The following is a 24956-nucleotide window of genomic DNA, read 5'->3' as shown; positions in this document are numbered from 1 at the left end:
TCGGAAGAGCCCAGAGCAGGTGGAGCCAGGTGCGCTTTCTAGGTACGGTTTCGGACACCTAGATCCGTTCCCCTTCATCAGCGTATTCATGGCGACACCACCAGCCCTAGTGTGACTTCGGCAGCTGGCCACACGCTACGGTCCTGCTGCACCTACCGTCAGCCCCCAGAATGGGGCGATCAAGTCCATGGAAACATGTAAATCTCGGCAGGCCTGCGGCGCTTCGTTGATGTGAAGAGCCATCGTGCGACGATCCTCCGTTCACCGGAACAACTATCCTCAACGGGCACTTGCCCGAAGCCAGGCGATTCCGACGCTTGCGGATCGCGACGTGTCCGTTGGACTCGCCCGATATTAGGCCCGCTGACGGGGAGTCAAACGCACGAGTTCAAGCACGCAGCAACAGGCGGCGGTGCGATGTACGTTGGTCCCTGAGAACGAGACGGTCAGAGTCGGACGCTGTACCGGTGCTCGGGGCGACCTGTCGCTCCGTAGCGGAGGGTCACTTCCACTTCACCGCGGGTTGCCAGGGCGGCGAGGTGCCTCTGCGCCGTCGCGCGAGACAGACCGGCGCGGCCGGCGATCATACTCGAGGACGATTCACCGTCCTGGAGCAGTTCGACGATCAGTTTCTCGGTCGTTGAACGCGACACCGATGCTCCTCCACCGTCCCGACCGTAAAGAACCCGCTGAGCCTTTTCGATAGCATCCTGGTCGAGTTGGCGGTCTTCTGCGGCCAGGTTGCGGAACCGGCGATATGCCTCCAGCCGCTCGCTCAGCCGCGCGGGTTCGAACGGTTTGATGAGGTAGTCCAACGCGCCCGCGCGGAGCGCACGACGCACGGTGGCGCCATCCGACGCCGCACTGATCATGAGCGCATCAACGTCGATCTCGGCGACGAAGGCTATTCCGTCGCCGTCGGGGAGGTAGACGTCGCAGATGACGAGGTCGGGCCGCAAATCGCGCACCGCCGCGCGCGCGGCGCGCACTCCTCGAACTGGCTCAAGGGCGGTGTAGCCGGGGCGCGCATCGACGATGTCGCGATGAAGGCCGCCCACGCGGAAGTCGTCGTCGACGACAAGCACAAAAATTGTATCGGTCATGATTCTTCTCCTTGTGCTGGACGGGCCGGGGCCCGCATGACCCCGGGCAGTCGGGCGCAGAACACGGCACCATTTCCGTCGCGGCCGCCAGCGTCAGCGAGCCACACATCTCCACCAAGACGCGCGGCGATGTCGCGGACGAGCGGCAGACCGATTCCCCGCCCATGCACCGCGTCCGGGTCAAGGTTCATGCGCTCCATGTCGCTGAACACGCGTGCACCGTTAGACACGCCCTGCCCGGAGTCGGACACGGTCATGACGAGTGTGTCGCCGTCGTCGAGCAATTCCACGTCCACCCAGCGTGGCTGCTGACCGTACACAGCCGCGCTCACTGCATTGTCGACGAGGTTGGCGAGCACGGTGGCCACATCCTCGGGCACTGAGACGACTCCGCGCACCAGCGAGTCCTGCCCCACCGTCAACTGCACGCCGCGCTCACCGGCCTGCGCGGCCTTCGCTTCCACAAGCGACACAAGGAAAGGCTCGGTCAGGTGCTCACCGGCGGACGGACCGCCAGCGGTGCGTGATGTTTCCAGCACGTCGTCGAGGTAGTCCCGTGCGTCGGGCACGCGGCCCGCGTCCATCAGGCCGGCCGCCACGTGCAGGCGGTTCGCGAACTCGTGGCGCTGCACCCGAAGTGCATCGGTCATCGACGCCACGGCTTCCAGGCGATCCGTGAGGGTCACAACGTCGGTACGGTCGCGGATCACCGCGATCAGGCCCAGGTCCCGATTTGCGCGCGACACCGGGTGGGTGTCGATGTAGACGACATGGTCGGCGAGTACGACCGGATCGGCCGCATCCGGTCCTCGTCCGCCCGTCGACAGCGACTTCGTCTCACCGGCCAGGGCCGCGATCACCGGCCCGGGCAGCGCGAGGTCGTGGATGCGGCGTCCGACCAGGTCGGAAATGCCGAGCAATCGCGCAGCCGTGGTGTTGGCGACGGTCACGACGTCGTCCGGTCCGTAGGCGAGCACCCCATCCCCCACGCCGTCGAGCACCGCCGCCTGGTTCTGCACAAGCGCGGACAATTCCTCGGGCTGAAGGCCGAGGGTGAGGTGCTCGAGGCGGCGTCGGATGACGAACGACACGACAGCGCCCAGCGCGAGGGCAACGGTGGCGGCCAGCGCAACGCCCCCAAGTAGGAGGGGAAGCTCTTTGAAAACACTGCTCGGTGCGAAACCGACACTCACCTCCCCCACCGGCTCATCGGTGTTGGGGTCGCGGACAGGAACTTTGGCGCGAGCTGACTCACCGAGGGTGCCCGATTCCCACGACACCGTCTCGCGTCCGGCCAGAGCCTCGGCGAAGCTTGTGCTGACCTCCGCTCCGAGCAGCTGCGGCTCGGGGTGCGCGAGTCGGATGCCGTGGTCGTCCGTGATCACGATGAACAGTGCGCCGGTATTGGCCTCCGCCGCTGCCGCGAGAGCGGACAGCGGTCCGCCACGGAGGCTCGCGTTCGTCGGCGTACCGACGTCGGCAGAAGCGCGGGCGACACCGGCGCGAACATCGGAGCCGGCGGCGACGGTGCGTGCGATCGACAGCGCGGAGGTCTCGGCCTCGGCCCGGAGCTGTTGCACGCCGATCCCGACGAACACGCCGGTGCAGATCGCGACGACGACGGTCACGCATGCGAGCTGCAACAGCAGCATCTGCGTCGAGAACCGCATCTTTCGCCTCCTAGCGGCGCACCGAGCAGAATGCGCATAACCAACGATATGCGCAATACGTGCAGCAAAGCGCGATACGGGACGCTGCGCCCGTGGCCTGCCTAAGCTTCACACCCATCGTCATACGCTTCGGCATTGACCGCCGAGCGGCATCCGCCTGCCTTGGCCGCACCATTTACACAAAGACAAAGGAGTCGATGTGCTCGTCATCCTCGGATTCACCATGATCCTTACCTTCATGGTGCTCATCATGACCAGGCGGCTCACGCCGATGGTCGCCCTCATCCTCGTCCCCACGATCTTCGGCCTCTTTGCCGGTGCCGGTCTGGGGCTCGGCGACATGATCATCGAGTCGATCGGGGATCTCGCCCCGACGGCGGCGCTGCTCATGTTCGCGATCATGTTCTTCGGCATCATGATCGACGTCGGGCTCTTCGATCCCCTTATCCGGTTCATCACCCGCTTCCTCGGCAATGACCCGGCCAAGGTCGTTCTGGGCACAGCGATCCTGGCCGGCGCGGTGTCGCTCGACGGAGACGGGTCAACGACCTTCATCATCACCACCTCGGCGATGTTGCCGATATACCTGCGCATGGGCATGAGCCCGGTCGTGCTCACGTGCGTGGCGGGCCTGATGAACGGCACGCTCAACATCGTGCCGTGGGGTGGGCCGACCGTGCGGGCCGCCTCGGCTCTGGGCGTTTCGCCGACTGACATCTTCGTGCCCATGCTGCCCTCTCTGGCGACGGGCCTCATCATTGCGCTGGCGTTCGCCTGGTTCTTGGGGCTGGCCGAGCGCAAGCGCATCGGCTCGCTCGAGTACTCCCCCGCTGCACTGGCGGATGCTGCACCGATGGCGTCACCGAGTTTCTGGCGCGGGCTCTTCGGCGGCAACCGCGTCGTGCGCGGCACGGACATCCGGCCAGGAGCAGCGGCAACGCTCTCGACCACCGGCATCCTCACGGTGCGCCCGGGCCAGCGGATGCCGGCAGGGCACACGGCCCTGGCCGAGCAGAAGCTGCTCGAAGAGGACGAGCGCGACACGGCGATGGCCGACACCATGCTGAGTGCAGACCGGCCGACGCTGCGGCCCAAGCTGATCTGGGTGAACTTCGCGCTGACCGTCGCCGTCATGGTGCTGCTCGTGCTGGATGTCATGCCACTGGCCTACATCTTCATGGTCGGCACCGGAGTGGCCCTCATGATCAACTTTCCGAAGCTGCGCAGCCAGGCCGACGAGATCGTCGCGCACGCCCCCAGCATCGTCGGCGTCGTCTCAATGGTGCTCGCCGCTGGCGTCCTGGTCGGCGTGCTGAATGGCACCGGGATGGTGACGGCCATGGCTGACTGGGTGGTTCAGGTGGTGCCGGCGTCGATGGGTGAGTACCTGGCGGTCATCACCGGAGTGCTCTCCATTCCGATGACGTTCTTCATGTCCAACGACGCGTTCTACTTCGGCATCCTCCCCGTGCTCGCCGAGAGCGCGGCGACCTACGGCATCGACCCTGTGGAGATGGCCCGCGCCTCGATCATCGGTCAGCCCGTTCACCTGCAGAGTCCGCTGGTGCCGGCCATCCTTCTGCTCGTCTCCCTCGCAAACGTCAACCTCGGCGACCACCACAAGAAGGTGCTTTGGCGAGCATGCGTGGTCTCGCTGGTGATGCTGCTCGTGGGCGTGCTTGTCGGCGCCGTCCCATTCGGCTAGGCACAGCTTCAGCCAAACCAATTAGCTGCTTCGGGGCCGTAGGGCCCGCCGCGTACCATCGCCATCATGGACGCGGCGAAGGACGACGCGACCACCCTCGACATCGACGGACGGGAGGTGCGCGTGAGTCATCCCGGCAAGCTCGTCTTCCCCGATCCGGGCTCACCAAGCTCGACCTCGTGAACTACTACCTCGCGGTGGCCGGCGGCTCCGTCCCGTTCGGCTGACCGCGTGTCAGGTGCTTGCCAGGTCGAGCGAGGAGAGCATAGCCCACAGCTCCGCTCGGTCCTGGAACTCCTGCAGGTCGAGGCCGGTCAGCTCACCGAGCTGGTGCACACGTGCTTTGAGGGTGTGGCGGTGAATCCCCAGTGCCCGTGCGGCTGGATCCCACGCGGCGTTGTGGCTGAGCCACACCCCTGCGTCGGTGAGCAATGAGCGCCCGTCTGGCGAAACCAGCACCGAAGAGAGGCGGGCCTGAGCGATCTCGGCCACCCGCGCCGACGCGAGGAGACCGAAAAAACTCGATGAAACCAGTTCGGAGAACTCGACGATCCCACCCGGCCGAGCCCGCTCGAGCGCTCGCTTTGCTTGTACGATTCCGACATCGAGTCGATCCCAGCCGAGCCGCTCCGAAACTCCGGCTCGAGCGTTCCGGCGGGACAGGAACGCTTCCAGGGCGGGCCAACCGGATGGTTCGATGAGCAGCGTCAGTGTGTCGGGAGAGCTCACCACAAACGTGTTGTTCTTGGGAACGCAGGCTCGTCGTTCCAGTGAATCGCGAAGTTTTGCGTGGGTGGGCTCTAAACCGATTGTCGCCACCCTGAGTTCGGCGCCGGGAAGTCCCGCCGGAATGGCTTGGATAGCCTGACGAACCTCGGCGATCCGCCCGTCCCTGAGGAGTGTGAAGAGTTGTTCCAGCAACGACCTCAGACTCACGCGCAGGCTGTGGTGGTGTTCCAACGACACCTCCGCAAGCGCCACGAGTGTGGTCGCGATGGAGAAGTCGGCCGAGTCGAAAGGTTCAGAACGGGTGAGAACGAGGGCGCCGCTGAGCTGCCGCGCGCTCCCGAGGGTCTGGATGGTGGCGAACAGTGGAGGCACCGAGAGGTCTCTCCGGGCTCGGCGTTGCCCGGCCAACAGCAGACCCTTTTCCACCACCACCTCCTGCGGAAGTTCCGACACGGCGCCCTCGTCCACGGCATCGGTGAGATCACCGTCCGCGTCGAAGAGGGCGATGCTGCAGCCGAGCAGGGTGCCTGTTCTCTGGATTGCCGCACCGATGCCGCCTGCGCCCAGGGCGGCAACCGACACAGCGTTCTGGGCGGCCAGCACCCAGTCGATCCTGGCTGTGGCTTCCGACGCCTGAACAGCGCCGACCCATTGGCTGATGGCGATGAACGGAGTGCGGTAGGGCACCTCCACGAGGGGAAGGCCGGCTTGCCGGCAGGCCTCCACCAGCCCGTCCGGAGTGCCTGCACGAACGACCTCGGTTCCAAAGCCGAGCGCGACCACCCCGGCAGAGCGGAGCCGGTCGACGTATGCAGAGTAGAACCGGGGATCATCGCCCTCCGGGAATTGACGTCCCGTCGTCATGAGCATCTGGCCGGGCGCCAGGAACGGCGACGGGTCTTCCAAGTCCGAGCTGTGCACCCACCCCAAGGACGTGGATTCCGGAGCCCCCTCGCGTTCCGAGATTCCGAATTCGCGGTGCGCGATCAATGACGCCAGGGTCGCAGGCATAAGCCGATTCCTTCCGTTCGCCACTATGTCAACATTCTACGGCTTCGTAGACACTATGGCAGTGGCCATGGCACCGGCGGACCGCAAAGCTGAGCAGGCCACGACCTCGATTCGGATTGGAAGACTATGACCTTGACGACTGCGCCCCTGGAAAATGTTCAATTTGGCGGACCCGCCCTCCGGCAACTGCGCAATTTGGTTACTGCGATTCCGGGTCCGCGGTCGATCGAACTGAACGCGCGAAAATCTGCTGCGGTACCCCGCGGCGTGGGCATCGCCCTCCCGATTTACGTGCAGGCGGCCGGCGGCGGCGTGGTGATGGATGTCGACGGCAACACTCTCATCGATTTGGGTTCCGGTATCGCCGTGACAGGGGTGGGCAATGCAGCACCCGCTGTCGTCGAAGCGGTCACGGAGCAGGTGAACCGGTTCACCCACACCTGTTTCACCGTCACCGGTTACGAGGGGTACGTCGCCGTCGCCGAATTGCTCAACGAGCTCACCCCCGGCGATCACGAAAAGCGCACGGCCCTGTTCAATTCCGGTGCGGAGGCCGTGGAGAACGCCGTAAAGATCGCTCGTCACTTCAGTGGCAAGCAGGCCGTCGTCGCGTTCGACCACGCCTATCACGGCCGCACCAATCTGACCATGGCCCTCACGGCGAAGTCGATGCCCTACAAGAGCGGCTTCGGACCGTTCGCACCGGAGGTCTACCGGGCCCCGGTGTCCTACCCCTTCCGGGACGGCAACCTGTCCGGCCCGGTCGCGGCCGCCCGTGCGATCACCCAGATCGAGAAGCAGATCGGCGCGGCCAACCTCGCCGCAGTGATCATCGAACCGATCCTCGGCGAGGGAGGTTTCATCCTTCCCGCTCCCGGCTTCCTCGCCGCCATAGCCGCCTGGTCGCGTGCGAACGGCGTGGTCTTCATCGCGGACGAGGTGCAAACCGGCTTCGCTCGCACCGGTGCCATGTTCGCGTCCGAGCACGAGAACCTCGTTCCCGACCTCATCGTGACGGCGAAAGGCATCGCCGGGGGCCTCCCGCTCTCGGCCGTCACCGGCCGCGCCGACATCATGGATGCGGCCCACGTCGGCGGGCTCGGCGGCACCTACGGCGGCAACCCCCTGGCGTGCGCGGCGGCGATCGCGACCATCCAGACCTACCGGACCACCGGGCTGATCGAACGCGCCCGCCAGATCGAAGCGGTGCTGCGCGAGGAACTGGAGGCGCTGCAACTTCTCGATCCCAGGATAGGTGACGTGCGGGGGCGGGGCGCCATGATCGCCATCGAATTGGTGGACCCCGCGACACAGGAGCCCGATGCCGCCCTCACAGCGCGGGTGGCTGCCGCTGCCCACGCCAACGGTGTGATCCTGCTGACCTGCGGAACCAACGGCAATGTCGTCAGGTTTCTGCCCCCGCTGACCATCTCCGATGAACTCCTTCGCGATGGCATCTCCGTGCTGCGAGAGGTTCTGGCCGCATCATGACCCTCATCGAATCCACCACGGACGTGCGCACGTCGGCGCTCGACGACGCCCAGGCCCAGCTCGCCGAGGCCGTCGCTGACCTCGGCTACGACGAGGGCACCCACTCGATGCTGTCCAAGTCGCGCCGCGAGCTGACGGTCAGCATCCCGCTGCGCCGCGACGACGGCAGCATCCAGGTCCTGACCGGTTACCGGGTGCAACACAACATCTCCCGCGGACCCGCCAAGGGCGGCCTGCGTTACAGTCCCGCCGTGACGCTCGACGAAGTGCGCGCTCTCGCCATGTGGATGACCTGGAAATGTGCGTTGCTGGACGTTCCCTACGGCGGAGCGAAGGGCGGAATCGCCCTGGACCCCCGGGACTACAGCCAGGCGGAACTGGAACGGATAACGCGTCGCTACACCAGCGAGATCCTCCCGATAATCGGCCCGCAACAAGACATCCCCGCGCCCGATATCGGCACCGATGAGCGCACCATGGCGTGGATCATGGATACCTACTCCGTGAGCCAGGGCCACACCGTGCCCGGCGTGGTGACGGGCAAACCGCTGAGCCTGGGCGGTTCGCTCGGCCGGGCCAGTGCCACCTCCCGCGGGGTGGTCCACATCGTCAAGGCCGCTCTGCACAGCAGGGGCGTCGCCGTGACCGGGTCAACCGCCGCCATCCAGGGTTTCGGCAAGGTCGGTCGCGACGCCGCGCGCTTCCTCGCCGCGGCCGGCGCCCGGGTCGTGTCGATCAGCGACCAGTACGGGGCAATCCACAACGCCGCCGGGCTTGATATCGGCGCCCTCGGCCAGCACGTCGATGCGACCGGGACGGTGGTGGGATTCGCATCCGCGGATCCGCTCGACGCCGACGAGCTGCTCGAGCTCGACGTCGACGTCTTGATTCCTGCCGCGATCGAGGGAGTGATCCACGCAGGCAACGCCGGCAGGATCCGCGCCCGCATCATCGTGGAGGGCGCGAACGGTCCCACGTCCCGCGATGCCGACGCCATCCTCGCCGCCAACGGCGTTCTCGTGGCCCCCGACATCCTCGCCAACGCGGGTGGTGTGATCGTGTCGTACTTCGAGTGGGTGCAAGCCAACCAGTCGTACCGGTGGGAGGCAAGGGACGTGGAAGCGCGGCTCGAGGAGCGGATGCTCGCAGCCTGGGCATCCGTGAGCGAGCATGCCCACGCCCATAACCTCACCCTCCGGGCCGCTGCAACCCGCCTCGCCGTCGCCCGTGTCACCGAGGCGCACCGCCTGCGCGGACTCTACCCCTGACCGTGGCTGACGCCCCAACGTCAGCGTCGCCCACATCACCGTCGCCTACTTCCCAGGAGCTCTTGTGACCAGCTTGACCGAAACCGCCCGAACCGAATCCGCCCTGCTCGAATCTGCTCTGCTCGAATCCGTGCCCGACTCACTGTTCATCGCTGGCGACTGGGTTGCCGCCGAGTCTGGCAGGACCCTCGAAGTATTCGATCCGGCGACGGGCGATGTGCTGAAAAGCATTGCTGACGCCGGACCGACCGACGGCATCAGAGCCTTGGATGCGGCGGTTGCCGCCGCATTAGAATGGGCGGCCACGGCGCCTCGCGTGCGCGGCGAGCTGCTTCGTGGCGCATTCGACCTGCTCCAACAGCGGAAGGACGAGGTCGCCCTGCTGATGACCCTCGAAATGGGCAAGCCACTCGCCGAGTCAGCGGGCGAGGTTGCCTATGGTGGCGAGTTCCTGCGCTGGTTCAGCGAAGAAGCCGTGCGCATCTCCGGCAGGTACGGCCGCAATCCCGAGGGCACCGGCCACATGCTGGTATCCCAGCGCCCGGTCGGACCGGCCTTCTTGATTACGCCGTGGAACTTCCCCCTCGCGATGGCGACCCGCAAGATCGCCCCCGCCCTCGCGGCCGGCTGCACTGTCGTAATCAAGCCGGCAGAGCTGACACCGTTGACGACGCTGTACCTGGCGCGGATCTTCAGCGAGGTCGGCCTGCCAGCGGGGGTGCTCAACGTCATCACAACCTCGAGCTCGGCGGAGGTCTCGGCACCGATCATCGCCGACAGCCGACTGCGAAAGCTGAGTTTCACAGGTTCCACCGGCGTCGGGCGGGTTCTAATGAAGCAGGCGTCCGACAATGTCCTCCGAACGTCGATGGAGTTGGGTGGCAACGCACCCTTCCTCGTCTTCGAGGACGCCGACCTCGACAAGTCGGTGGATGGTGCCCTCGCTGCGAAGTTCCGCAATACCGGCCAAGCCTGCACGGCAGCCAATCGATTCCTCGTCCATCGCTCCGTGGCCGACGAGTTCGTGCGCAGGGTCGCCGAACGGGTCACGGAGTTCCGGCTGGGGCGCGGTACCGAGCCGGGGGTGACAGTTGGGCCGCTGATCAATGCCTGCGCTGTCGACAAAGCCGACACGCTGGTGCAGGACGCTGTCGCTCGCGGCGCAGCAGTGGTGGTCGGAGGGCGCAGACCCGCGCGCACGGGAAGTTTCTACGAACCCACGGTCGTGACCGGAGTTCAGCCTGGCAGCGACATCCTTCGCGAGGAGATTTTCGGCCCCGTCCTGGCGATCGTCGTGTTCGACGACGAGGACGAGGCGGTCTCCCTCGCGAACGACACCGAATACGGCCTCGTCAGCTACGTTTTCACCGAGAGCCTGGACCGCGGACAGCGGATGATCGACAGGCTGGACACGGGAATGATGGGTCTGAACGTCGGCGTCATCTCGAATGCGGCGGCGCCGTTCGGCGGAGTCAAGCAGTCCGGACTGGGCCGCGAGGGCGGCGCCGAGGGCATCCACGAATACCTCTCCCCCAAATACACCCTGATCCCGAGCTGAAAGAGCCAGATGTCCACCTACAGTGTTGTGAATCCGGCGACCGGAGAACCCGCCGTCGAATACCCTCTGATCTCAGATGCCGAGCTCTCCGAAACTATCGGGATCGCCGCCCGGGCGCACCGCGACTGGTCGAGCAGAACCGCAGTGAGTGAGCGCGCGCTCCGCTTGCAGCGCGTCGCCGACCTGCATCGGGAACGCCGGCGGGTCCTGGCTGACATTGCCGTGCGCGAGATGGGCAAGCCGATCGAGCAGGCGCTGGCCGAGGTCGATTTCAGCGCCGAGATCTACGCGTACTATGCCGAGAGCGCTGCTGGATTGATGCAGGACGAGCCCATCGTCCTGCGTGGCGGAGCGGGCTCCGCTCTGATCCGTCGTAGCTCGATCGGGGTGCTTCTGGGGATCATGCCCTGGAACTTCCCCCTGTACCAGGTCGCGCGATTCGCCGGGCCCAACGTCATCATCGGCAACACCGTGCTCCTCAAGCACGCGCCGCAATGCCCCGAGACGGCTATCGCCCTGGAACAGATCTTTCTCGACGCCGGCTTTCCGCGAGGCGTGTTCTCGAAGCTCTTCGCGTCCAACAATCAGATCGAGTCTGTCATCGCCGACGCTCGTGTGCAGGGTGTGTCCCTGACGGGGTCCGAACGAGCTGGCGCGGCCGTCGCGGAAATCGCGGGACGGAACCTCAAGAAGATTGTTTTGGAGCTCGGTGGTTCTGATCCCTTCATTCTGCTGAGCACACACGACCTCGACAAAGCGGTAGAGGCAGCCGTGTCGGCCCGTCTCGACAACAACGGCCAGACCTGCAACGCGGCAAAGCGGTTCATCATCATCGATGAGCTCTACGAGGCGTTCTCCGACAGGTTCATCACCGCGATGCGCTCAGTGACCCCGACCGATCCAACCGATAAGTCCACCCGGCTGGGGCCGCTTGCCTCGCTCGCCGCCGCAGAGCGATTGTCCGAACAACTGGAGGCGGCGGTGCAGGCCGGCGCAGAGCTTGCGTCCGGTCACACTCGCCGCGGAACGTACTTCTCCCCCGCGGTTCTGACGTCCGTGGCCGCCACCAATCCCGCGTACGGCCAGGAGTTCTTCGGCCCCGTTGCCATGCTTTTCCGGGCGGCGGATGAGGCGGAGGCCATTCGGATAGCCAACGACACCCCCTTTGGGCTGGGTTCGTATGTCTTCACGACCGACGAGCGGCAGGCCCTCCGAGTGGCAGACCGGCTCGAGGCGGGCATGGTGTTCGTCAACATTGTGCTGGCCGACAGTGCCGAGCTCCCCTTCGGGGGCGTCAAACGCTCCGGCTTCGGTCGAGAGCTCGGACGCCTGGGTGCCGACGAGTTCGTGAACAGGAAGATGATCCGCATGGGGTGAGAGCCTTCGATCCTCTCGACGACAAGAAAACCTCCGGTCTTGTGGCGGTAGCCACGAGACCGGAGGTTTTTCGTTGCACCCGACTCCCACCCCGTCGGCTTCGTGCGTCAGTCCCTCGACGTGCCCTTCTTCAACGTCTGACCGGTGAAGAATGCGGGGTTCACCGCGCGCATCACGAGCATGAGCGCCACGCCGGCCAACAGCAGGAACGCCCCGAGGATGAAGACGAGGCCCAGGCCGCCGATGTTCGAGCCGCTTCCGTATTCGGGGCTCATCGAGTCGATCAGTGTTGTGACGAAGATGACCGCCAGAATCAGCCCCCCTACGAGTGGCGCGAGGAATCTGAGTAAGAACGAGCGAGCATTCCCGAATGCCTCTTTACGGAAGTACCAGACGCAGGCGAAGGCCGTGACCCCGTAGTAGAAGCAGATCATCATGCCCAGGGTCAGGATCGTGTCCGTGAGAACGTCGTTCGAGATGACGCGCATCACGGCATAGAAGGCCCAGGCCACCACACCCGCAACGACAGTCGCGAAGGCCGGAGACTTGAACCGCGGGCTGATCCCGGCGAATCGCTTGGGGAAGGCCTGATAGTGGCCCATGGCCAGCATGGTCCGCGCGGGTCCGACGAAGGTTGACTGCAGCGAAGCGGCCGAGCTCGACAGCACGGCAAGCGACAGCAGCACGGCGAACGGTCCCATGATGGGGCCGGCGAGGGCTGCGAACACGTTGCCCGAGATTTCTTCGTTGCCGAGACCGAATTCGCCCGCCCCGATGCCCGAGAACATGAGAGACGAGATGGCCACCAGCAGGTACAGCACAAAGATGATGACGACGGTGAGGGTGGCTGCACGCCCGGGTGTGGTCTTGGGGTTTTTCGTTTCCTCGTTCATGGTGAGGGTGACGTCCCACCCCCAAAAAATGAAGATCGACAGTGACACACCCGCCGCGAAGGCCGAGAAGGAGGAAACGGCGAAGGGGTTGAACCAGTTGAGGCTGAATGGCGTGGCGTCGAAGGCATTGCCCGCAGAGAAGTGCACGATCGCAGCTATGGCGAACCAGACCAGAATGATCAATTGGAAGCCGACGAGCCAGTACTGCACCGACTTGGTTGCCTCCATTCCCCGGTAGGAGACGTAACAGGCGCCCACCATAAAGACCAGGCAGGTGAGGATGTTGATAGGGATATTGCCTGCCAGGTCCGCGATTGCAGGATTTCCGAAGATCTGGGCGAGCGCCAGGTAGAGAAAGTCGACGGCGACGCCCGCGAGGTTGGAGAGCACCACCACCGTGGCGACGATCAGTCCCCAGCCGCCGAGCCAGCCAAGCCAGGGGCCGAACGCCCTGGTCGCCCAGGTGAACGAGGTGCCGCTGTCGGGCATGGCGTTATTGAGTTCGCGATAGCCGAGGGCCACCAACAGCATCGGCAGAAAACCGACGAGGAAAATGCCGGGCATCTGCGTGCCGACCGCCGCGGCCGTTGGTCCCAGTGATGCGGTCAGGGTGTATGCCGGTGCGATACAGGAGATCCCAATGACGGTGGCGCCAAGAAGTCCGACCGTTCCGGCCGACAGGCCCTTGGAGGAGAGGCCCGATTTTGCCTCGGCCGCATCGATGAAATCGATACCGGCATCGGCGTGGGGTTTCTGAACGGATTTGCTACGGGCCATTAATTCACTCCTATGTGATGGTGGCTCAGGGTGTCGTCGTGGGCACGACGACCAGGGGTACAGGTAAGGAATGGAGCATGCGGTTTGCGGTGGTGCCGAGGAAGATCCGTCTCGGGGAGCCGAGCCGGCTCGATCCGACGAAAGCAATCTCGTCATCTCGCCAGTCAAGGCTCTCGACGGCCGCCTCGACTGTCGGGCCTTCCGCGACCTGCGTCGAGACGGTTCCCCGGGATCTCTTCCTCGCATTGAAGTACTCGAGCACCGTCTTCAGATGGTCATCACTCCCAGGAATCCGGGGGGAGCGTGCATCGACCTCGACGAGAGTGACAAAACGCAGCTCGACGTCGAGCCCAGCGGAGACCTCGACCATCGAGTCGAGCAGGGTCTGCCAGCCCGCCCGGGTGCCGAGGGCGCAGGTGACCCGGCTGATCCGTGCCTGGGCGCGGTAGCCACGGGGGGCGAGGGCTACCGGGACGGGGGAAGCGTGCAGCAGTGCGTTGGCAACGCTGCCGATTGTGAACCGGTCGAGGATACCGGTGCGCGCAGCCCCCACGACGATGCGGTCCGATTGGAACGTTTCGGTGGCCTCGATGAGCCCTTCCGAGGTGGACTCGGCCCACAACACGTGGTTCGTGGCCACGACGTCGGCAGGAACGTGCACCATCGCCTCATCAAGCCACAACTGGGCCTGCTGGGCGATGACGCCCTCATAGTCGGCCGACGCGACCGGAACTTTGGCAGCCACGGCCGTACTGCGTGGAAGAACGAGGCAGATCCGAAGTTCGGCCGTCGTGAGCCGCGCAAGTGCGATGCCCAGTTCGATGGCCTCCCGCCCGCGCTCGGTCGCCTCGTAGGCAACAACGTAGTTTCCTATGTGGTTCATTCTGGAGCTCCTTGAATGTCGGTCTGTGGTCGCCGATCCAGAATGTGGTGGTGGATCACGATGCCGTTGTTATTGGGCGGAGTAGCTGCTGCTCTGAAGCCAGGCTGTCGATGGTTTCCGCCGCAAGACGCCGACCCACACGGATCGCACCGTCGACGTGCTGGTAACCCTCAGCGGCCAGATCGCTGGACCCGAACCGGATCGGCCCCACGGGCTCCAGTTGCATCGCTCCGTAGCGGGTGAGCCCACCCAGATCGAAGCTGGCCGCGTAAGCGCCCTGGGTCCATTCCTCGGCAGCCCAGTCGCTTTCGTAGTAGACGACGGGTTCAAGCGCCTTCGGCCCGTAATAGGCGGCCAGGGATTGCAAGATGCGCTCCTTGCGTTCGGTGGCTGACAACCCGAACACCGCGTCGGCCTTCTCATCGGACACAAAGCCCACCAAGGTGCCGCGGGTCTCTCCGTGATTGGTGTTGTCGTAGGCCTCGTGCACCAGTTGGAAGGGACTGAAGGCCGTTGCCGACAAACCGTCTTCGCGCCAGAACGGCGTTTCATAGGTTGCGTGCACCTTGATCACCAGGCCCAGCGACTGGTGCTGCAACCCTTGTTGGCGCAGCCGCGGCAGGTTAGGGGTGTATTCGATTCGGTTGCAGAGGTTGGGCGGCACCGCCACGATCACCCGGCGGGCGGTCACCACGAGATCGTCAGTGGTCACCTCCACCGGCTCCCCCTCGACAGCGTCGGCTGGAAGGGAAGCCGCCGACCACTGGATGCGCCGCACGGGCTGATTTAAGCACACGTCTCCGGAGTCCAGCTGCGCGGCCAACTTCAGCGGCACCTGCTGCAGACCCCCAATCACGCGCTTGTCGAGGATGAAGTCAGCGTCGACGAGGTGGCTGAAGCTGCCGGCGCTCGCTGCCATCAGGAGTGCCTGCAGAAGTGAAAAGGCGTGCGCGGGCTTGGTGAGCATCGCATCGGCAATGAACAAAGCGATGTTCTCTCGTGCCTCCTCGTCATCACTCTGATCCTCGAGCCAGGCCCGAAACGAGATGTGATCGAACGCGGCGGCGTCGGGGTGTTCCCAGGGAGCAGCGGGGTCAATTTGGGCGACCAACTCGTCGAGAATGCCGATCAGGCGCTCGATTTCAGACTTGGTTCGCGGGCTCGCCGGGAAGATGTCGCCGGTGAAGCGCTTGGCCACGCCGTCCCTGCCGATGTAGACGCTTTCACCGTCGCGAAAGCGCTCGTACGTCTTCAGCCCAAGGGCGTCGAGGGTGTCCAGCAGCGCCGTCTGGTCAGGTGACACCCATTGGCCACCTATCTCCAGCATCTGGCCCTCGATGTGGTTCGTCCATAGGCGCCCCCCGACGCGGTCGCGTGCCTCGAGCACGATCACGCTATGGCCGGCATTGCGCAGTTGTGTAGCCGCCGTGAGCCCCGTCGCTCCCGCTCCAACGATGACCACGTCTCGCTCTAATCGTTTCATGACAACCCATTTCGTTGTGAAAATTCGCTTCAAGCGAGGAATCCACACAATAGTGCCACAAAAGGCGCGGATTTCGCCTTCATCGCTCCAGATTGGCAAAAGTCGCCCTGTCGGCCGCGATTACGGACGATCGGTCGCGAGTTTGTCTTTCAGCGGCGGGCATCAAAACTCCACGACTCCCCCATCGCTGCAGCCGCGCGTAGCATCGCCATTATGAACGCGGCCAAGGACGACGCGACCACCCTCGACATCGACGGACGGGAGGTGCGCGTGAGTCATCCCGGCAAGCTCGTCTTCCCCGAACCCGGGCTCACCAAGCTCGACCTCGTGAATTACTACCTCGCGGTGGCCGACGGCGCGCTGCGTGGTGCGGCCGACCGGCCCATGGTGCTCAAGCGCTTCGTGAAGGGTATCGACCGGGAGGCGTTCTTCCAGAAGCGGGCGCCCGAGTCGCGGCCGTCGTGGATCGCGACGACCACCCTGCACTACGCATCCGGCACCTCGGCGGAGGAGGTCGTGGTGACGGATGTCGCCGCGCTCGCCTGGGTCATCAACCTCGGCTGCATCGACCTCAACCCGCATCCCGTGCGCGCGTGGGACCTCGATCACCCCGACGAGCTGCGCGTGGACCTCGACCCCATGCCCGGTGTCGGCTGGGTGCAGATCGTCGACGTCGCGTTCGTAGTGCGCGACGTGCTCGCCGACCACGGCCTCGTCGGCTGGCCGAAGACCAGCGGCTCACGCGGCCTGCACATCAACGTGCGGATCGAACCCCGCTGGGACTACCGCGCGGTGCGGCTCGCCGCGGAGGCCCTCGCCCGCGAGGTCGAGAATCGGGCACCCGGGCTCGCAACCGCGCACTGGTGGAAGGAGGAGCGCGGCGAAAGCGTGTTCGTCGACTTCAACCAGAACGCCAAGGACCGCACGGTCGCATCCGCCTACTCGGTACGAGCCCTTCCGGATGCCCGTGTTTCGACGCCACTCGGCTGGGATGAGGTGCGCACCCGCCGCCCCGAGGAGTTTACGGTCGCGACAGTGCTGAAGCGGTTCGCCGATCAGGGCGATGTCGCCGCCGGCATCGACGACACGGCAAGAAGCCTCGATGCGCTGCTGGCTCTCGCCGGGCGGCTCGGGCCCGTCGAGAAGGCATCCGGACGTCGTCGCGTCCCTCGAGCCCGCGGACGTGCTGGTCGACGGCATGCGCGGCGCGAGTTCCCTCTGGTACCGGGTGCGCATCGACCTGCAGCATGTGCCCGAGGGACTCCGCCCCGACCAGGGCCCCCTCGAGGTCGACTACGACCCGTGGGCCGGCCGCGGCTGAAGAGGGCTGGCGGGCCTGACGAGCCCGGCGCGGATGCGTTCCCAGCGAAGCTGGTGTCGGCGCATCCTCTGACCTGCATTGCGAGAATGTCTCTATGAGCAGAATGCGCAAGCCGCGCCGTCCCGATGTCACGACCCTTGAGCTGGTCGGCGGAGCCGAGGCGCTCGAACTCGAGCTCCACAGCTATGACGAACGCTGGGCCAGCAGTTATCTAGAACACCGGCGGCGGATCAGCGACACTCCCATGGCAGGGAAGATCGAGATCCAGCACATCGGTTCCACGTCCGTCCCCGGACTGGCAGCGAAGCCGATCATCGACATCGTGGTCACGGTGGACGACATCACCGCCGAAGAGGACTACCTGGATGCGCTCGTGGACGCCGGATACGAACTGCGAGTCCGCGAACCGAGACATCGCCTCGTGCGCACACCAGCACGCGACGTGCATGTGCACCTCTTCGAACACGACGATCCTGCCGTGGACGACTACATCCTTTTGCGCGATCATCTCCGCTCCGATGCGGAAGACCGCTCCCTCTACGAGAACACCAAGAGGAGATTGCTCAGCAAGCGGTGGGACGACATGAACGACTACGCCGACGCCAAAACTGACGTCATCGCGGCCATCAAGGCACGAGCGAGGGCAGCGCGCGGACGCTGATTCAGGTGACGAACGAGAGAGGATCCATGGCGGGTATCGAAATCGCAGCAGGTGTCACGCGCTTCCCTGGGCCGTCTTGACGTAGCCGCACAGCCTCGAATTCAACGCTTCTTGCCCCCGATACCCGGCACGGACGCCACCTGTGTCATCCACGCCGCGATCTGGCGTTCGTCGAGGTCGTCTTCGGAATCGAGCTCCACCCCCCGCGTCGACTTGCCCATGCCTACCGGTGTCACCGGTGGTACTGGTTCGAGCGCGGCGCCATTGATGAACATGAGCTTGACGTGGCCGGCGAAGCCGCCGCAGCTGAAGCACCACCCGTCGCCGACGCCGTAGTACGCCATGCCCCACTTCACGGAGCGCTGGAGGCCGGGCAACGTCTTGGCCGCCAGAGCATCGACAGCTTCGGCGATGCCGCGCTGCGGCTGCGGCAGGGTGGCGATGTAGGCGAAGACCGGCTTGTCGCCGACCGCCGCTTTCGCAGGGCTCGCCCGGCCCGTCATGGCCTCCGGCAGTGTCCAGGCGGCGTCGCCCTGTCCCGACGGCCCCGTAGCCGGTTTGTGGACTTCGCTCTTCCCGATTTCCCTGCTTTCCATGGCGAGATGGTAGTCCTTCCACACCGCGAATGGGGCGATTCCGGAAAGTCCCGGAAGCCCTTGAGTCTCGGGGACATGTGGTCGGGCTGGACCGTTTCCGGGGCACTCCGAAGCCGCCGACGGCCACGGAATGCAAGCTGGCGTGCGGCGTCCACCGACCGGTCGAGCGCCGCGGCGATCTCCTCGGGGCCGGCCGCACCGCCGTGCCCACTTCAGGGACAGTTCGCACTCGTGTTAGCGACGTTGTGGATGTGAACGTTTTAGATTGTTGGCCAGAGGTAGTGCTCGATGTAGTAAAACCAGGGGTTGTGCTCGTCCATCGGTTTGAGGGTTGGTGGCGTCTGGTAGGTGACAACTCCCGCAAACCACATATCGACGATTGAGGCCTGCTGTTCCATCGAATACTGGCTCCAGGCAAGGCCTGGTTCGGGCTTGTATAACGCGCTTTTGCCCTCGATGGGCTCTGTGATGGTGTGTCCGGTGATTGCGTCGCACACCATAACGGGCATGAAGTCGGTGTGAGCCATCTGCCAGGCGTGAGTAAGCTCGTGGATCAACAGTCGGCCTGGCGTGTCGCCGGGTGACCGCTTGAAGTGCACTGGGTCGTCGACTGCAGCGCTGCTTGGCATGTTGACCAGCGTGCTCCCGTCGACATTTGGCCAAGTGAATGCCCGCCCGGTGATTGTCGCGAGGTTCGTGAGCGTGATTTTGTCGGCCGGCGGAAGGCTACCGTGGAAGACAGCATTGGCGAAGTCCATTTCGTCCGGGCGAAGGGTGCGGTGCTGCACGACGGCGTTCGTGGCTGCCCAGGCCGTCACTGCCAGGGGAAGCACCGGAAGGAAGATGCCTTCTGCAACTAGGAACATTCCGCCGCCGATGACGAGAAGTCCGGCGAGTTCGCCAGGGCCGCCAGCGAGATGGAGTGCTTCGCCCACAACAGCACCGATCATCAGCGTCGCTCCCACCGCCGGTCCGAAGGCGACCGCGGCGACCACCACCGCGGCGACATCTTCCAGTGCTGAAACGAGGCTTCCGCCGAGGCCGGTGTCTTTGGCTTGTGCCATGGTCCGGAGCACTCCGGAGGCGACGGCCGGCCAGTTCTCCTGCACCAGGCGCCGGCGCGGATCCGCGAATTGGCTGCTCTCATCCCAGCTATGGTCGCGCGAGCCTCCTTCAATCGCTCCCCCAACACCTCCCGCGTGCACGAAAGAGAGGATCACCGAATCGTCGGAGGCGCGGAGGACCGCGGTAATACGAAAAGAATAGGAGTCGAATCCACTTCCGTGCAAGGCGCCGTGGAACCGCCAAGAACCGTTGCTTTCAATGCTGATGCCGACGGTGCCGCCGAGGGCGATCCCGGCGTCGAACGTGATCAGCGTGTCCCAGTCGCGATGGTTCGGCACTGCGTCCAAACGGTCCATGAGGCCGGTGAGTGAGATTGGCGCCGGCATCCCAACGTACGCGGCGATTGACTCTAGCGGGATGTCGCGGGTCGGCCACGGGCCATTGATGCGGCGGATCGACTGGGTGAGGGATCGCATGGCGGATCCCGGGCTACTGGAGGCTGACTAGGACGGGAATGAGGCCGCGACCGGTATCGAGCGAGCCGAGAGCCTTGCCGATGACGGCGCCGAACGCGCGGTTGCGGTCCGTCGCTCGCATGGCGTGCCCCGGCGTCGATGACGTCGTGAGCACGTCACCCGTTCGAATCGGACCGGCCGAGGCGTCGACTTTGCAGTACACCTTGCCAACAAGCGCGATGGGCACCCGGGCGGATCCGGTGGGTCGCCGGTCGAGGATCACCCCAGGCCGGTATGCGCCCGCGCCGCACACGATGCCGGCCACGCGTCCGTCGTAGTCGGTGTTGCACTCGGTGAGCGCTTCCCCGGCCTCAGTGAGGACCATCACTGAGCCGGCATCCGGTGTGTCCCCTTCCGACAGATCGAAGTCCTCTGCATAGTCGGCGGCACCGAGTTGGATGTCTCCGGTGACGATGACGTTACCGATGAAGTGCCCCGCGACTGGACCGATCCCGGTCACCCCGGCACCGTCACGGTTCTCAGGCGCCACGGCCCCGTAAACGCCGCTGCCTCCCGGCACGTCGGTGTATCCGTACACGCCGTTGCCGTGGGGCCCGGCCGGGGCGGCGCCGGGCAATGGTGCCAGCTTCGAGCGCGTGCGGGCGACGTTTTGGCCGAGCACTCCGTTAGCGTTTGCAGCGTGGGCGAAGGACTGCGAGCCGTCGCCGTAGTCGGAATGGGCGAGGACACCGGTACCTCCGCCGGAGTATCCGCTCACTCCCGCGTCTGGTCCGTTCCCTTGCACCCCAACGCCGTCGTCTTTGTTGTTGTTCGCGCCGAAAACGCCCGCAGCCGTAGGCACCACGGTTAGCCCGAATACGCCGGCTCCGCCCGGTGTTCCGGGCGGAGGATTTGTCGTTCCATCGTTCCGGCCCACTATGCCGGCTCGATCACTTTCCTGAGCTATACCCACAGCTCCGTCTTCACCGGTCGTCGGTCCGAAAACAGCCACGGTGCACCTCGTTTCGTTCCGGGTATACACACTTTTCGATCCCAGCGCGGGTTCCAAGCCGTGGACCGATCGCTCCCGGGCACCGTCACACTACTCGCGTCAACGCAAATTTGTGATAAATCCGCATGCAGAATTCCTGTATCGCGTCGACCGGTAGTGATTCCTACCGCGGAGTCTCGGAGCGCGGACAATGGGCGGCCCTGCTGCTCAGCGGGCGTATGCTCAGCGGCGAACATGGGCGGCGGCGCAGCTAGACAACGAAGGCTAAAACATGCTGGAAGGGAGCAACATGGTCGGGGACGCGGACGAGAGCGTTCGAGGTGTCGAGCGTGCGCCAGATGGGTCCGTCCCGCTGGACCGCTGGCGAGCCCTCCCGGCTCGGGTACCCGCGGACCAGCAGACCACGTCGGTCCCTGCTTCGGATGAACCCGACCCCGAAGGTGGCAGGAACCCCGACAATGACTGGCTACTGCGGGGCGTGTGATTCACGGGCCGCAATCGCCGCCGCTGCCGGCTCTATTTCACCTTGCGCCAACAGATCCAGCGACGCAAGAGAAGCCCAAAGCCCCACCCCACGCATGCCGCTTGGTTCGCGTCTTAGGACTCTGAGGGCACCATAGGCAGTTCGGCCCCGTAGTTCCAAGACAAGATGGCTGGCTGCTCACGGTAGAAGCTGAGCACGGAGACTGATCCAGCATCCAGGGTGATTTGAGCACCGAATCGAGGAGCCATTCGCAGGTACACGGCGGTCAGGATGCGCAGGAAATGGCCGTGCGCGATCAGAGCGACATCTCCCTCCACCATCGCTGGCAGCACCCGCGTGAGCACCCGCGATGCGCGGGCGGCGACCTCCTCGACCGTTTCACCAGGGGTTTCACCACGAATCACGCCGTGGGTGAATGCGCTCCAGTTGTAGCCGAGCTCGCTGCGGATGTCGCGCGTCGTGCGCCCCTCGTACCCGCCGTAGTCCCACTCAACGAGAAACGGATCGACGTCGGCATGAAGGCCAGCGAGCTCAGCAGTGCGTCGCGCACGCTGCAGCGGCGAGGTCAGCACGAGCGAGAAATCGTAACCGGCCACTAGCCTGCCCGCGCCGCGGGCAAGTCCCTCTCCCCGGGCAGTGAGCGGAATATCCGTGAGCCCAGTGTGTTTGCCATCCTTCGACCACTCCGTCTCCCCGTGGCGCAAGAGAATCAGCTTCCCTGACGGGTTATCCGGAGCGGGGTGGTTGGGCAGCGGATCGTTTGTGACCATACGGCAACAGTAGTATCGAGCCCCGATTCTGATGGGAAATTCTTGTTCACCGAAAAGGTTCGAAATCGTCGCCTCTTGAACCCTTCAACACGTAACGCGGGAGACCCTCGACGTGAGCGGGGTTCGGAGAAAGGGATGTTCCTACGTGTCAGGGCCCGTACCTCAGAGCACGTCCGCCGTCTGACGCTCAGGGCGGATGTTCGCCAGATTTACTTGCCGGCCAGAAGGGCGAAATATCCCGGAACCTGCTGCGAAAGACCGGCGGATTTCATCGGGACCACTTCGATGTTCACCGGCCCGTCGGCGATCAACTGCCAGTCCGAATCCGAAAATATGCTCTGCCGTTCCTGGGCGCCGAAACGCCCGGGGCGGGGCAGGTTTTCCAGGGCGCTCTGCAATTGCCGAGGCATGCTTCGCGGGGTGGCGCCCAGCTGCTGCAGGTAGGCGAGGCTGTTTCCTTGGAAGTTGGTTTCGGCGAGGAACACCCGGCCGCTGCGCCCGATCACGGTTCGAAGGTTGGCAGCCAGGCTGGACTGTTTGTCGGGTTTCAGGACGTGAAAGACTCCGCGGACGAAAACGTTGGCAGGACCCATCCGCTCCAACAGCTGCTCTCCCGCACCTACTCCCGCAGCATCCATGACCATGAAGTCGGCGTTCTGGACGCCTTCAGCTTCCCTCTTCGCCAACTCGACCGCGCCGGTTGAGACATCGATGCCGAGCACGCTTGGAAAAAGACCGGCAAGCCAGCGGGTGTTGGTTCCGTTGCCACACCCGACGTCAATCACCGGAAGAGCCGGATCAAAGTGGGCTACGACGGCGTCGGAGTACTGCGCATGCTCGGTCCGGGATCCGGAGTCCCACAGCACGTCTCCGGAACGGCCGGTGGTGTGGATTTTGCGCCAGTACCCATCCCACGCGGCCGCCGGGTCTCTCGGTACCCGGGAAGTGAGGCGTACTACTGTTGGGACAAGCAGCATCTGTTCCCAAAGCTTTGGCATGCCCTAACTCTACCGACGCTGCGCGAGACTCCGGAGCCGATCCGGTACCTGTGAGGGCGGCAGCGGGTAGCTGTAGTAATAGCCTTGCCCGTAAAGGCAACCCATGGCCTGCAACTGGATCGCCTGCTCGGCGGTTTCGATGCCTTCCACGATCGCCCTAAGTCCCGCAGAGGAAATCAGCTGAAGAATGGCAGCAATGAATTTCAGCTGTTGCGGGTCCGAGCCCATGTCCTGAATCAGAGATTGGTCGACCTTCACCGTGTCCGCGGGAAGCGACCGGAGATAGCTGATGGACGAATAGCCGGTACCGAAGTCGTCAATTTGCAGCCCCACGCCCATGTCCCGCAGCCCGCTGAAGACCTGTTCTTCCGCCGTTCCCCTGGACATCAGCACGGTCTCGGTGATTTCCAAAACCAAACGCCGCGGAGCCACGTGATGCCGGTCCAACGTTTCCCTGATATCGTCCAGCAGATCACTGCGAAGCAGTTCGGCGGCGGAAAGATTGATGTGCAGACGGAAGTCCGTCAAGTCAGGTGCGGTTTCGCTCCAGCGTCCCATCTGGGCGACTCCTTCATGCAGCACCCACCGCCCCAGCTCGAGGATCAGGCCGGTTTCTTCCGCGATGCGGATGAAGCTGTCCGGCATGATAATTCCGCGCACGGGATGGTGCCACCGAAGGAGGGCTTCGATGCCTATGACCCTGCCGGAGGCCAATTCGACTACCGGCTGGTACCGCAGTGCCAGCTCGCCGCCGGCAACAGCGCTGCGCAGTTCGGCGGTTATGCGTGAGCGTTCCCGGACAGCGTCGAGCATATCGGGGTGGAAGAGCTGGACGTTGTTGCGACCCTGCTCCTTCGCCTGATACATGGCGATGTCAGCATCGCGCAGCAGCGCCTCGGACGGATACCCCGGCGTGCCGATGCAAACCCCGATGCTGGCCATTGCCCAGACCGTTTCGGTTCCAATACGCACGCTCTCCTGCAGTTGCACGGATGCCCGGTGCGCAACTTGCAGGATCTCCTCTTCCGTGGCCTCGGTGATGACGATGGCAAATTCATCCCCACCCAGACGGGCCACTGTATCGGTGACCCTGACGGCGGACCGGAGACGCTTGGCAACCTCGACCAGCACGGCGTCACCGGCACCATGACCCAGAGTGTCATTTATGGCCTTGAAAGAATCCAGATCCAGCACAAGCACGGCCGGGGCTTTCCCGCTGTCCGCACTGGCCAGGATCGCCTGCTGGATCCGCTCGTTGAGCAGGGTCCTATTCGCAAGGCCTGTTAAGGCGTCCGTCTTGGCCATCTGTTCCAGCTCAGCCTGCGCTCGACCCAACATGGCCGTACGGTCGGCAACCCGCCGTTCCAAATCAGAGTAAATATGGTCGAGTTCCTCCGCGAGCAGGTTGACACCCGTGATGACAGCATCGATGTCATCCCGGCGTTCCGAAGTTTTCATGCGTGTGTGCAGCTCCCCGGCAGCCAACCGGACAATGCACTCCACCAACTGCTGCAGGCGCGAGTCCTCAGCGGCCTTTCCCGAGCTCATATCGTCCAAAGGTGCAATTTACGACGGGAAGTCTGGCCCGTTGCAGACCCCGGCTGAAGACCTGGCAACTGCCCCGGGGTCGCCCTGAATCGATCTGT

The 24956-nt window shown here is 64.6% G+C and carries 18 protein-coding genes and 2 pseudogenes; 8 read left to right on the top strand and 12 right to left on the bottom strand.

All coding sequences use genetic code 11. From position 1 onward, the window contains the following. Nucleotides 1-446 precede the first annotated feature (446 nt). Nucleotides 447-1103, bottom strand: a complete 657-nt coding sequence (locus E3O42_RS00720) for a response regulator (RefSeq protein WP_134452023.1) — start codon at nt 1101-1103, stop codon at nt 447-449. Next, nucleotides 1100-2773: a sensor histidine kinase gene (locus E3O42_RS00715; protein ID WP_174844199.1), complete on the bottom strand. Its 1674-nt coding sequence runs from the start codon at nt 2771-2773 to the stop codon at nt 1100-1102. The genes E3O42_RS00720 and E3O42_RS00715 overlap by 4 nt, the downstream gene beginning before the upstream one ends. A 223-nt stretch (nt 2774-2996) precedes the next feature. Between E3O42_RS00715 and E3O42_RS00710 the strand changes: the two genes are divergently transcribed. Next, nucleotides 2997-4478, top strand: a complete 1482-nt coding sequence (locus E3O42_RS00710; RefSeq protein ID WP_241984551.1) for a CitMHS family transporter — start codon at nt 2997-2999, stop codon at nt 4476-4478. A gap of 66 nt (nt 4479-4544) precedes the next feature. Next, a pseudogene (locus E3O42_RS18870) lies at nt 4545-4693 on the top strand (DNA polymerase domain-containing protein); the annotation flags it as partial. A gap of 19 nt (nt 4694-4712) precedes the next feature. On the opposite strand, the gene E3O42_RS00705 reads toward E3O42_RS18870, so the two are convergent. Then, the gene (locus E3O42_RS00705; RefSeq protein WP_134452021.1) at nt 4713-6218 is read right to left on the bottom strand and encodes a PucR family transcriptional regulator; all 1506 of its coding nucleotides are present in this window, start codon (nt 6216-6218) and stop codon (nt 4713-4715) included. Between the two features lie 126 nt (nt 6219-6344). Here E3O42_RS00705 and gabT point away from each other — a divergent pair, with 126 nt between their 5' ends. The 4 genes from gabT to E3O42_RS00685 all read left to right on the top strand — a co-directional run bounded on the left by gabT (nt 6345) and on the right by E3O42_RS00685 (nt 11912). Beyond that, entirely contained in the window at nt 6345-7709 is a 1365-nt protein-coding gene (gene gabT / locus E3O42_RS00700) for a 4-aminobutyrate--2-oxoglutarate transaminase (RefSeq protein WP_134452020.1), read from the top strand. Next, nucleotides 7706-8977, top strand: coding sequence for a Glu/Leu/Phe/Val family dehydrogenase (locus E3O42_RS00695; protein ID WP_134452019.1), 1272 nt, complete (start codon nt 7706-7708; stop codon nt 8975-8977). The genes gabT and E3O42_RS00695 overlap by 4 nt, the downstream gene beginning before the upstream one ends. 103 nt (nt 8978-9080) lie before the next feature. Then, nucleotides 9081-10535 carry an NAD-dependent succinate-semialdehyde dehydrogenase gene (locus E3O42_RS00690; RefSeq protein ID WP_134452176.1) on the top strand — a complete coding sequence of 485 codons (1455 nt, stop codon included), beginning with the start codon at nt 9081-9083 and terminating at the stop codon, nt 10533-10535. Nucleotides 10536-10544: 9 nt separating this feature from the next. Then, nucleotides 10545-11912, top strand: coding sequence for an NAD-dependent succinate-semialdehyde dehydrogenase (locus E3O42_RS00685; protein WP_134452018.1), 1368 nt, complete (start codon nt 10545-10547; stop codon nt 11910-11912). Nucleotides 11913-12019: 107 nt separating this feature from the next. Here E3O42_RS00685 and E3O42_RS00680 read toward each other — a convergent pair whose 3' ends face one another. The 3 genes from E3O42_RS00680 to E3O42_RS00670 are packed head-to-tail and all read right to left on the bottom strand — an operon-like array spanning nt 12020 to nt 15948. Continuing rightward, on the bottom strand, nt 12020-13582 hold the full coding sequence (locus E3O42_RS00680; protein WP_134452017.1) for an APC family permease: 1563 nt from the start codon (nt 13580-13582) through the stop codon (nt 12020-12022). A gap of 25 nt (nt 13583-13607) precedes the next feature. Continuing rightward, on the bottom strand, nt 13608-14465 hold the full coding sequence (locus E3O42_RS00675; protein ID WP_134452016.1) for a universal stress protein: 858 nt from the start codon (nt 14463-14465) through the stop codon (nt 13608-13610). A 55-nt stretch (nt 14466-14520) separates the two neighbouring features. Further along, a complete protein-coding gene (locus E3O42_RS00670; RefSeq protein WP_134452175.1) occupies nt 14521-15948 on the bottom strand; it encodes a flavin monoamine oxidase family protein in 1428 nt (475 codons plus the stop codon). A gap of 213 nt (nt 15949-16161) precedes the next feature. Between E3O42_RS00670 and ligD the strand changes: the two are divergent. Together ligD and E3O42_RS00660 are read left to right on the top strand one after the other, a co-directional pair. Next, nucleotides 16162-17269, top strand: a pseudogene (ligD, locus tag E3O42_RS00665) (non-homologous end-joining DNA ligase). Nucleotides 17270-17363: 94 nt separating this feature from the next. After that, nucleotides 17364-17930, top strand: coding sequence for a GrpB family protein (locus E3O42_RS00660; protein WP_166787848.1), 567 nt, complete (start codon nt 17364-17366; stop codon nt 17928-17930). A 101-nt stretch (nt 17931-18031) separates the two neighbouring features. Here the strand turns inward: E3O42_RS00660 and E3O42_RS00655 are convergent, their stop codons facing one another. The 6 genes from E3O42_RS00655 to E3O42_RS00630 all read right to left on the bottom strand — a co-directional run bounded on the left by E3O42_RS00655 (nt 18032) and on the right by E3O42_RS00630 (nt 24858). Continuing rightward, a complete protein-coding gene (locus E3O42_RS00655) occupies nt 18032-18526 on the bottom strand; it encodes a DUF1801 domain-containing protein (protein ID WP_134452015.1) in 495 nt (164 codons plus the stop codon). A 260-nt stretch (nt 18527-18786) separates the two neighbouring features. Further along, nucleotides 18787-20067 (bottom strand): hypothetical protein, encoded by a 1281-nt coding sequence (locus E3O42_RS00650; RefSeq protein ID WP_134452014.1) that lies wholly within the window; start codon nt 20065-20067, stop codon nt 18787-18789. 13 nt (nt 20068-20080) lie between these two features. Further along, a complete protein-coding gene (locus E3O42_RS00645) occupies nt 20081-20824 on the bottom strand; it encodes a hypothetical protein (protein WP_134452013.1) in 744 nt (247 codons plus the stop codon). 831 nt (nt 20825-21655) lie between these two features. After that, nucleotides 21656-22312 (bottom strand): histidine phosphatase family protein, encoded by a 657-nt coding sequence (locus tag E3O42_RS00640; protein ID WP_134452012.1) that lies wholly within the window; start codon nt 22310-22312, stop codon nt 21656-21658. A gap of 209 nt (nt 22313-22521) precedes the next feature. Further along, complete coding sequence (locus E3O42_RS00635) at nt 22522-23310, bottom strand: class I SAM-dependent methyltransferase (protein WP_134452011.1); 789 nt, start codon at nt 23308-23310, stop codon at nt 22522-22524. Nucleotides 23311-23319: 9 nt separating this feature from the next. Then, entirely contained in the window at nt 23320-24858 is a 1539-nt protein-coding gene (locus tag E3O42_RS00630; RefSeq protein WP_134452173.1) for a putative bifunctional diguanylate cyclase/phosphodiesterase, read from the bottom strand. Between the last annotated feature and the right edge of the window lie 98 nt (nt 24859-24956).

Origin of the sequence: Cryobacterium adonitolivorans (genome assembly GCF_004402695.1) — a bacterium.
GTDB classification, from domain to species: domain Bacteria; phylum Actinomycetota; class Actinomycetes; order Actinomycetales; family Microbacteriaceae; genus Cryobacterium; species Cryobacterium adonitolivorans.
This window is presented reverse-complemented; position numbering and strand designations above follow the sequence as displayed.

Coding starts and splice junctions, on each gene's coding strand:
- E3O42_RS00720 (WP_134452023.1), bottom strand. CDS start 1,103: ATGACCGATACAATTTTTGTGCTTGTCGTCGACGACGACTTCCGCGTG.
- E3O42_RS00715 (WP_174844199.1), bottom strand. CDS start 2,773: ATGCGGTTCTCGACGCAGATGCTGCTGTTGCAGCTCGCATGCGTGACC.
- E3O42_RS00710 (WP_241984551.1), top strand. CDS start 2,997: ATGATCCTTACCTTCATGGTGCTCATCATGACCAGGCGGCTCACGCCG.
- E3O42_RS00705 (WP_134452021.1), bottom strand. CDS start 6,218: ATGCCTGCGACCCTGGCGTCATTGATCGCGCACCGCGAATTCGGAATC.
- gabT (WP_134452020.1), top strand. CDS start 6,345: ATGACCTTGACGACTGCGCCCCTGGAAAATGTTCAATTTGGCGGACCC.
- E3O42_RS00695 (WP_134452019.1), top strand. CDS start 7,706: ATGACCCTCATCGAATCCACCACGGACGTGCGCACGTCGGCGCTCGAC.
- E3O42_RS00685 (WP_134452018.1), top strand. CDS start 10,545: ATGTCCACCTACAGTGTTGTGAATCCGGCGACCGGAGAACCCGCCGTC.
- E3O42_RS00680 (WP_134452017.1), bottom strand. CDS start 13,582: ATGGCCCGTAGCAAATCCGTTCAGAAACCCCACGCCGATGCCGGTATC.
- E3O42_RS00675 (WP_134452016.1), bottom strand. CDS start 14,465: ATGAACCACATAGGAAACTACGTTGTTGCCTACGAGGCGACCGAGCGC.
- E3O42_RS00670 (WP_134452175.1), bottom strand. CDS start 15,948: ATGAAACGATTAGAGCGAGACGTGGTCATCGTTGGAGCGGGAGCGACG.
- E3O42_RS00660 (WP_166787848.1), top strand. CDS start 17,364: ATGAGCAGAATGCGCAAGCCGCGCCGTCCCGATGTCACGACCCTTGAG.
- E3O42_RS00655 (WP_134452015.1), bottom strand. CDS start 18,526: ATGGAAAGCAGGGAAATCGGGAAGAGCGAAGTCCACAAACCGGCTACG.
- E3O42_RS00650 (WP_134452014.1), bottom strand. CDS start 20,067: ATGCGATCCCTCACCCAGTCGATCCGCCGCATCAATGGCCCGTGGCCG.
- E3O42_RS00640 (WP_134452012.1), bottom strand. CDS start 22,312: ATGGTCACAAACGATCCGCTGCCCAACCACCCCGCTCCGGATAACCCG.
- E3O42_RS00635 (WP_134452011.1), bottom strand. CDS start 23,310: ATGCCAAAGCTTTGGGAACAGATGCTGCTTGTCCCAACAGTAGTACGC.
- E3O42_RS00630 (WP_134452173.1), bottom strand. CDS start 24,858: ATGAGCTCGGGAAAGGCCGCTGAGGACTCGCGCCTGCAGCAGTTGGTG.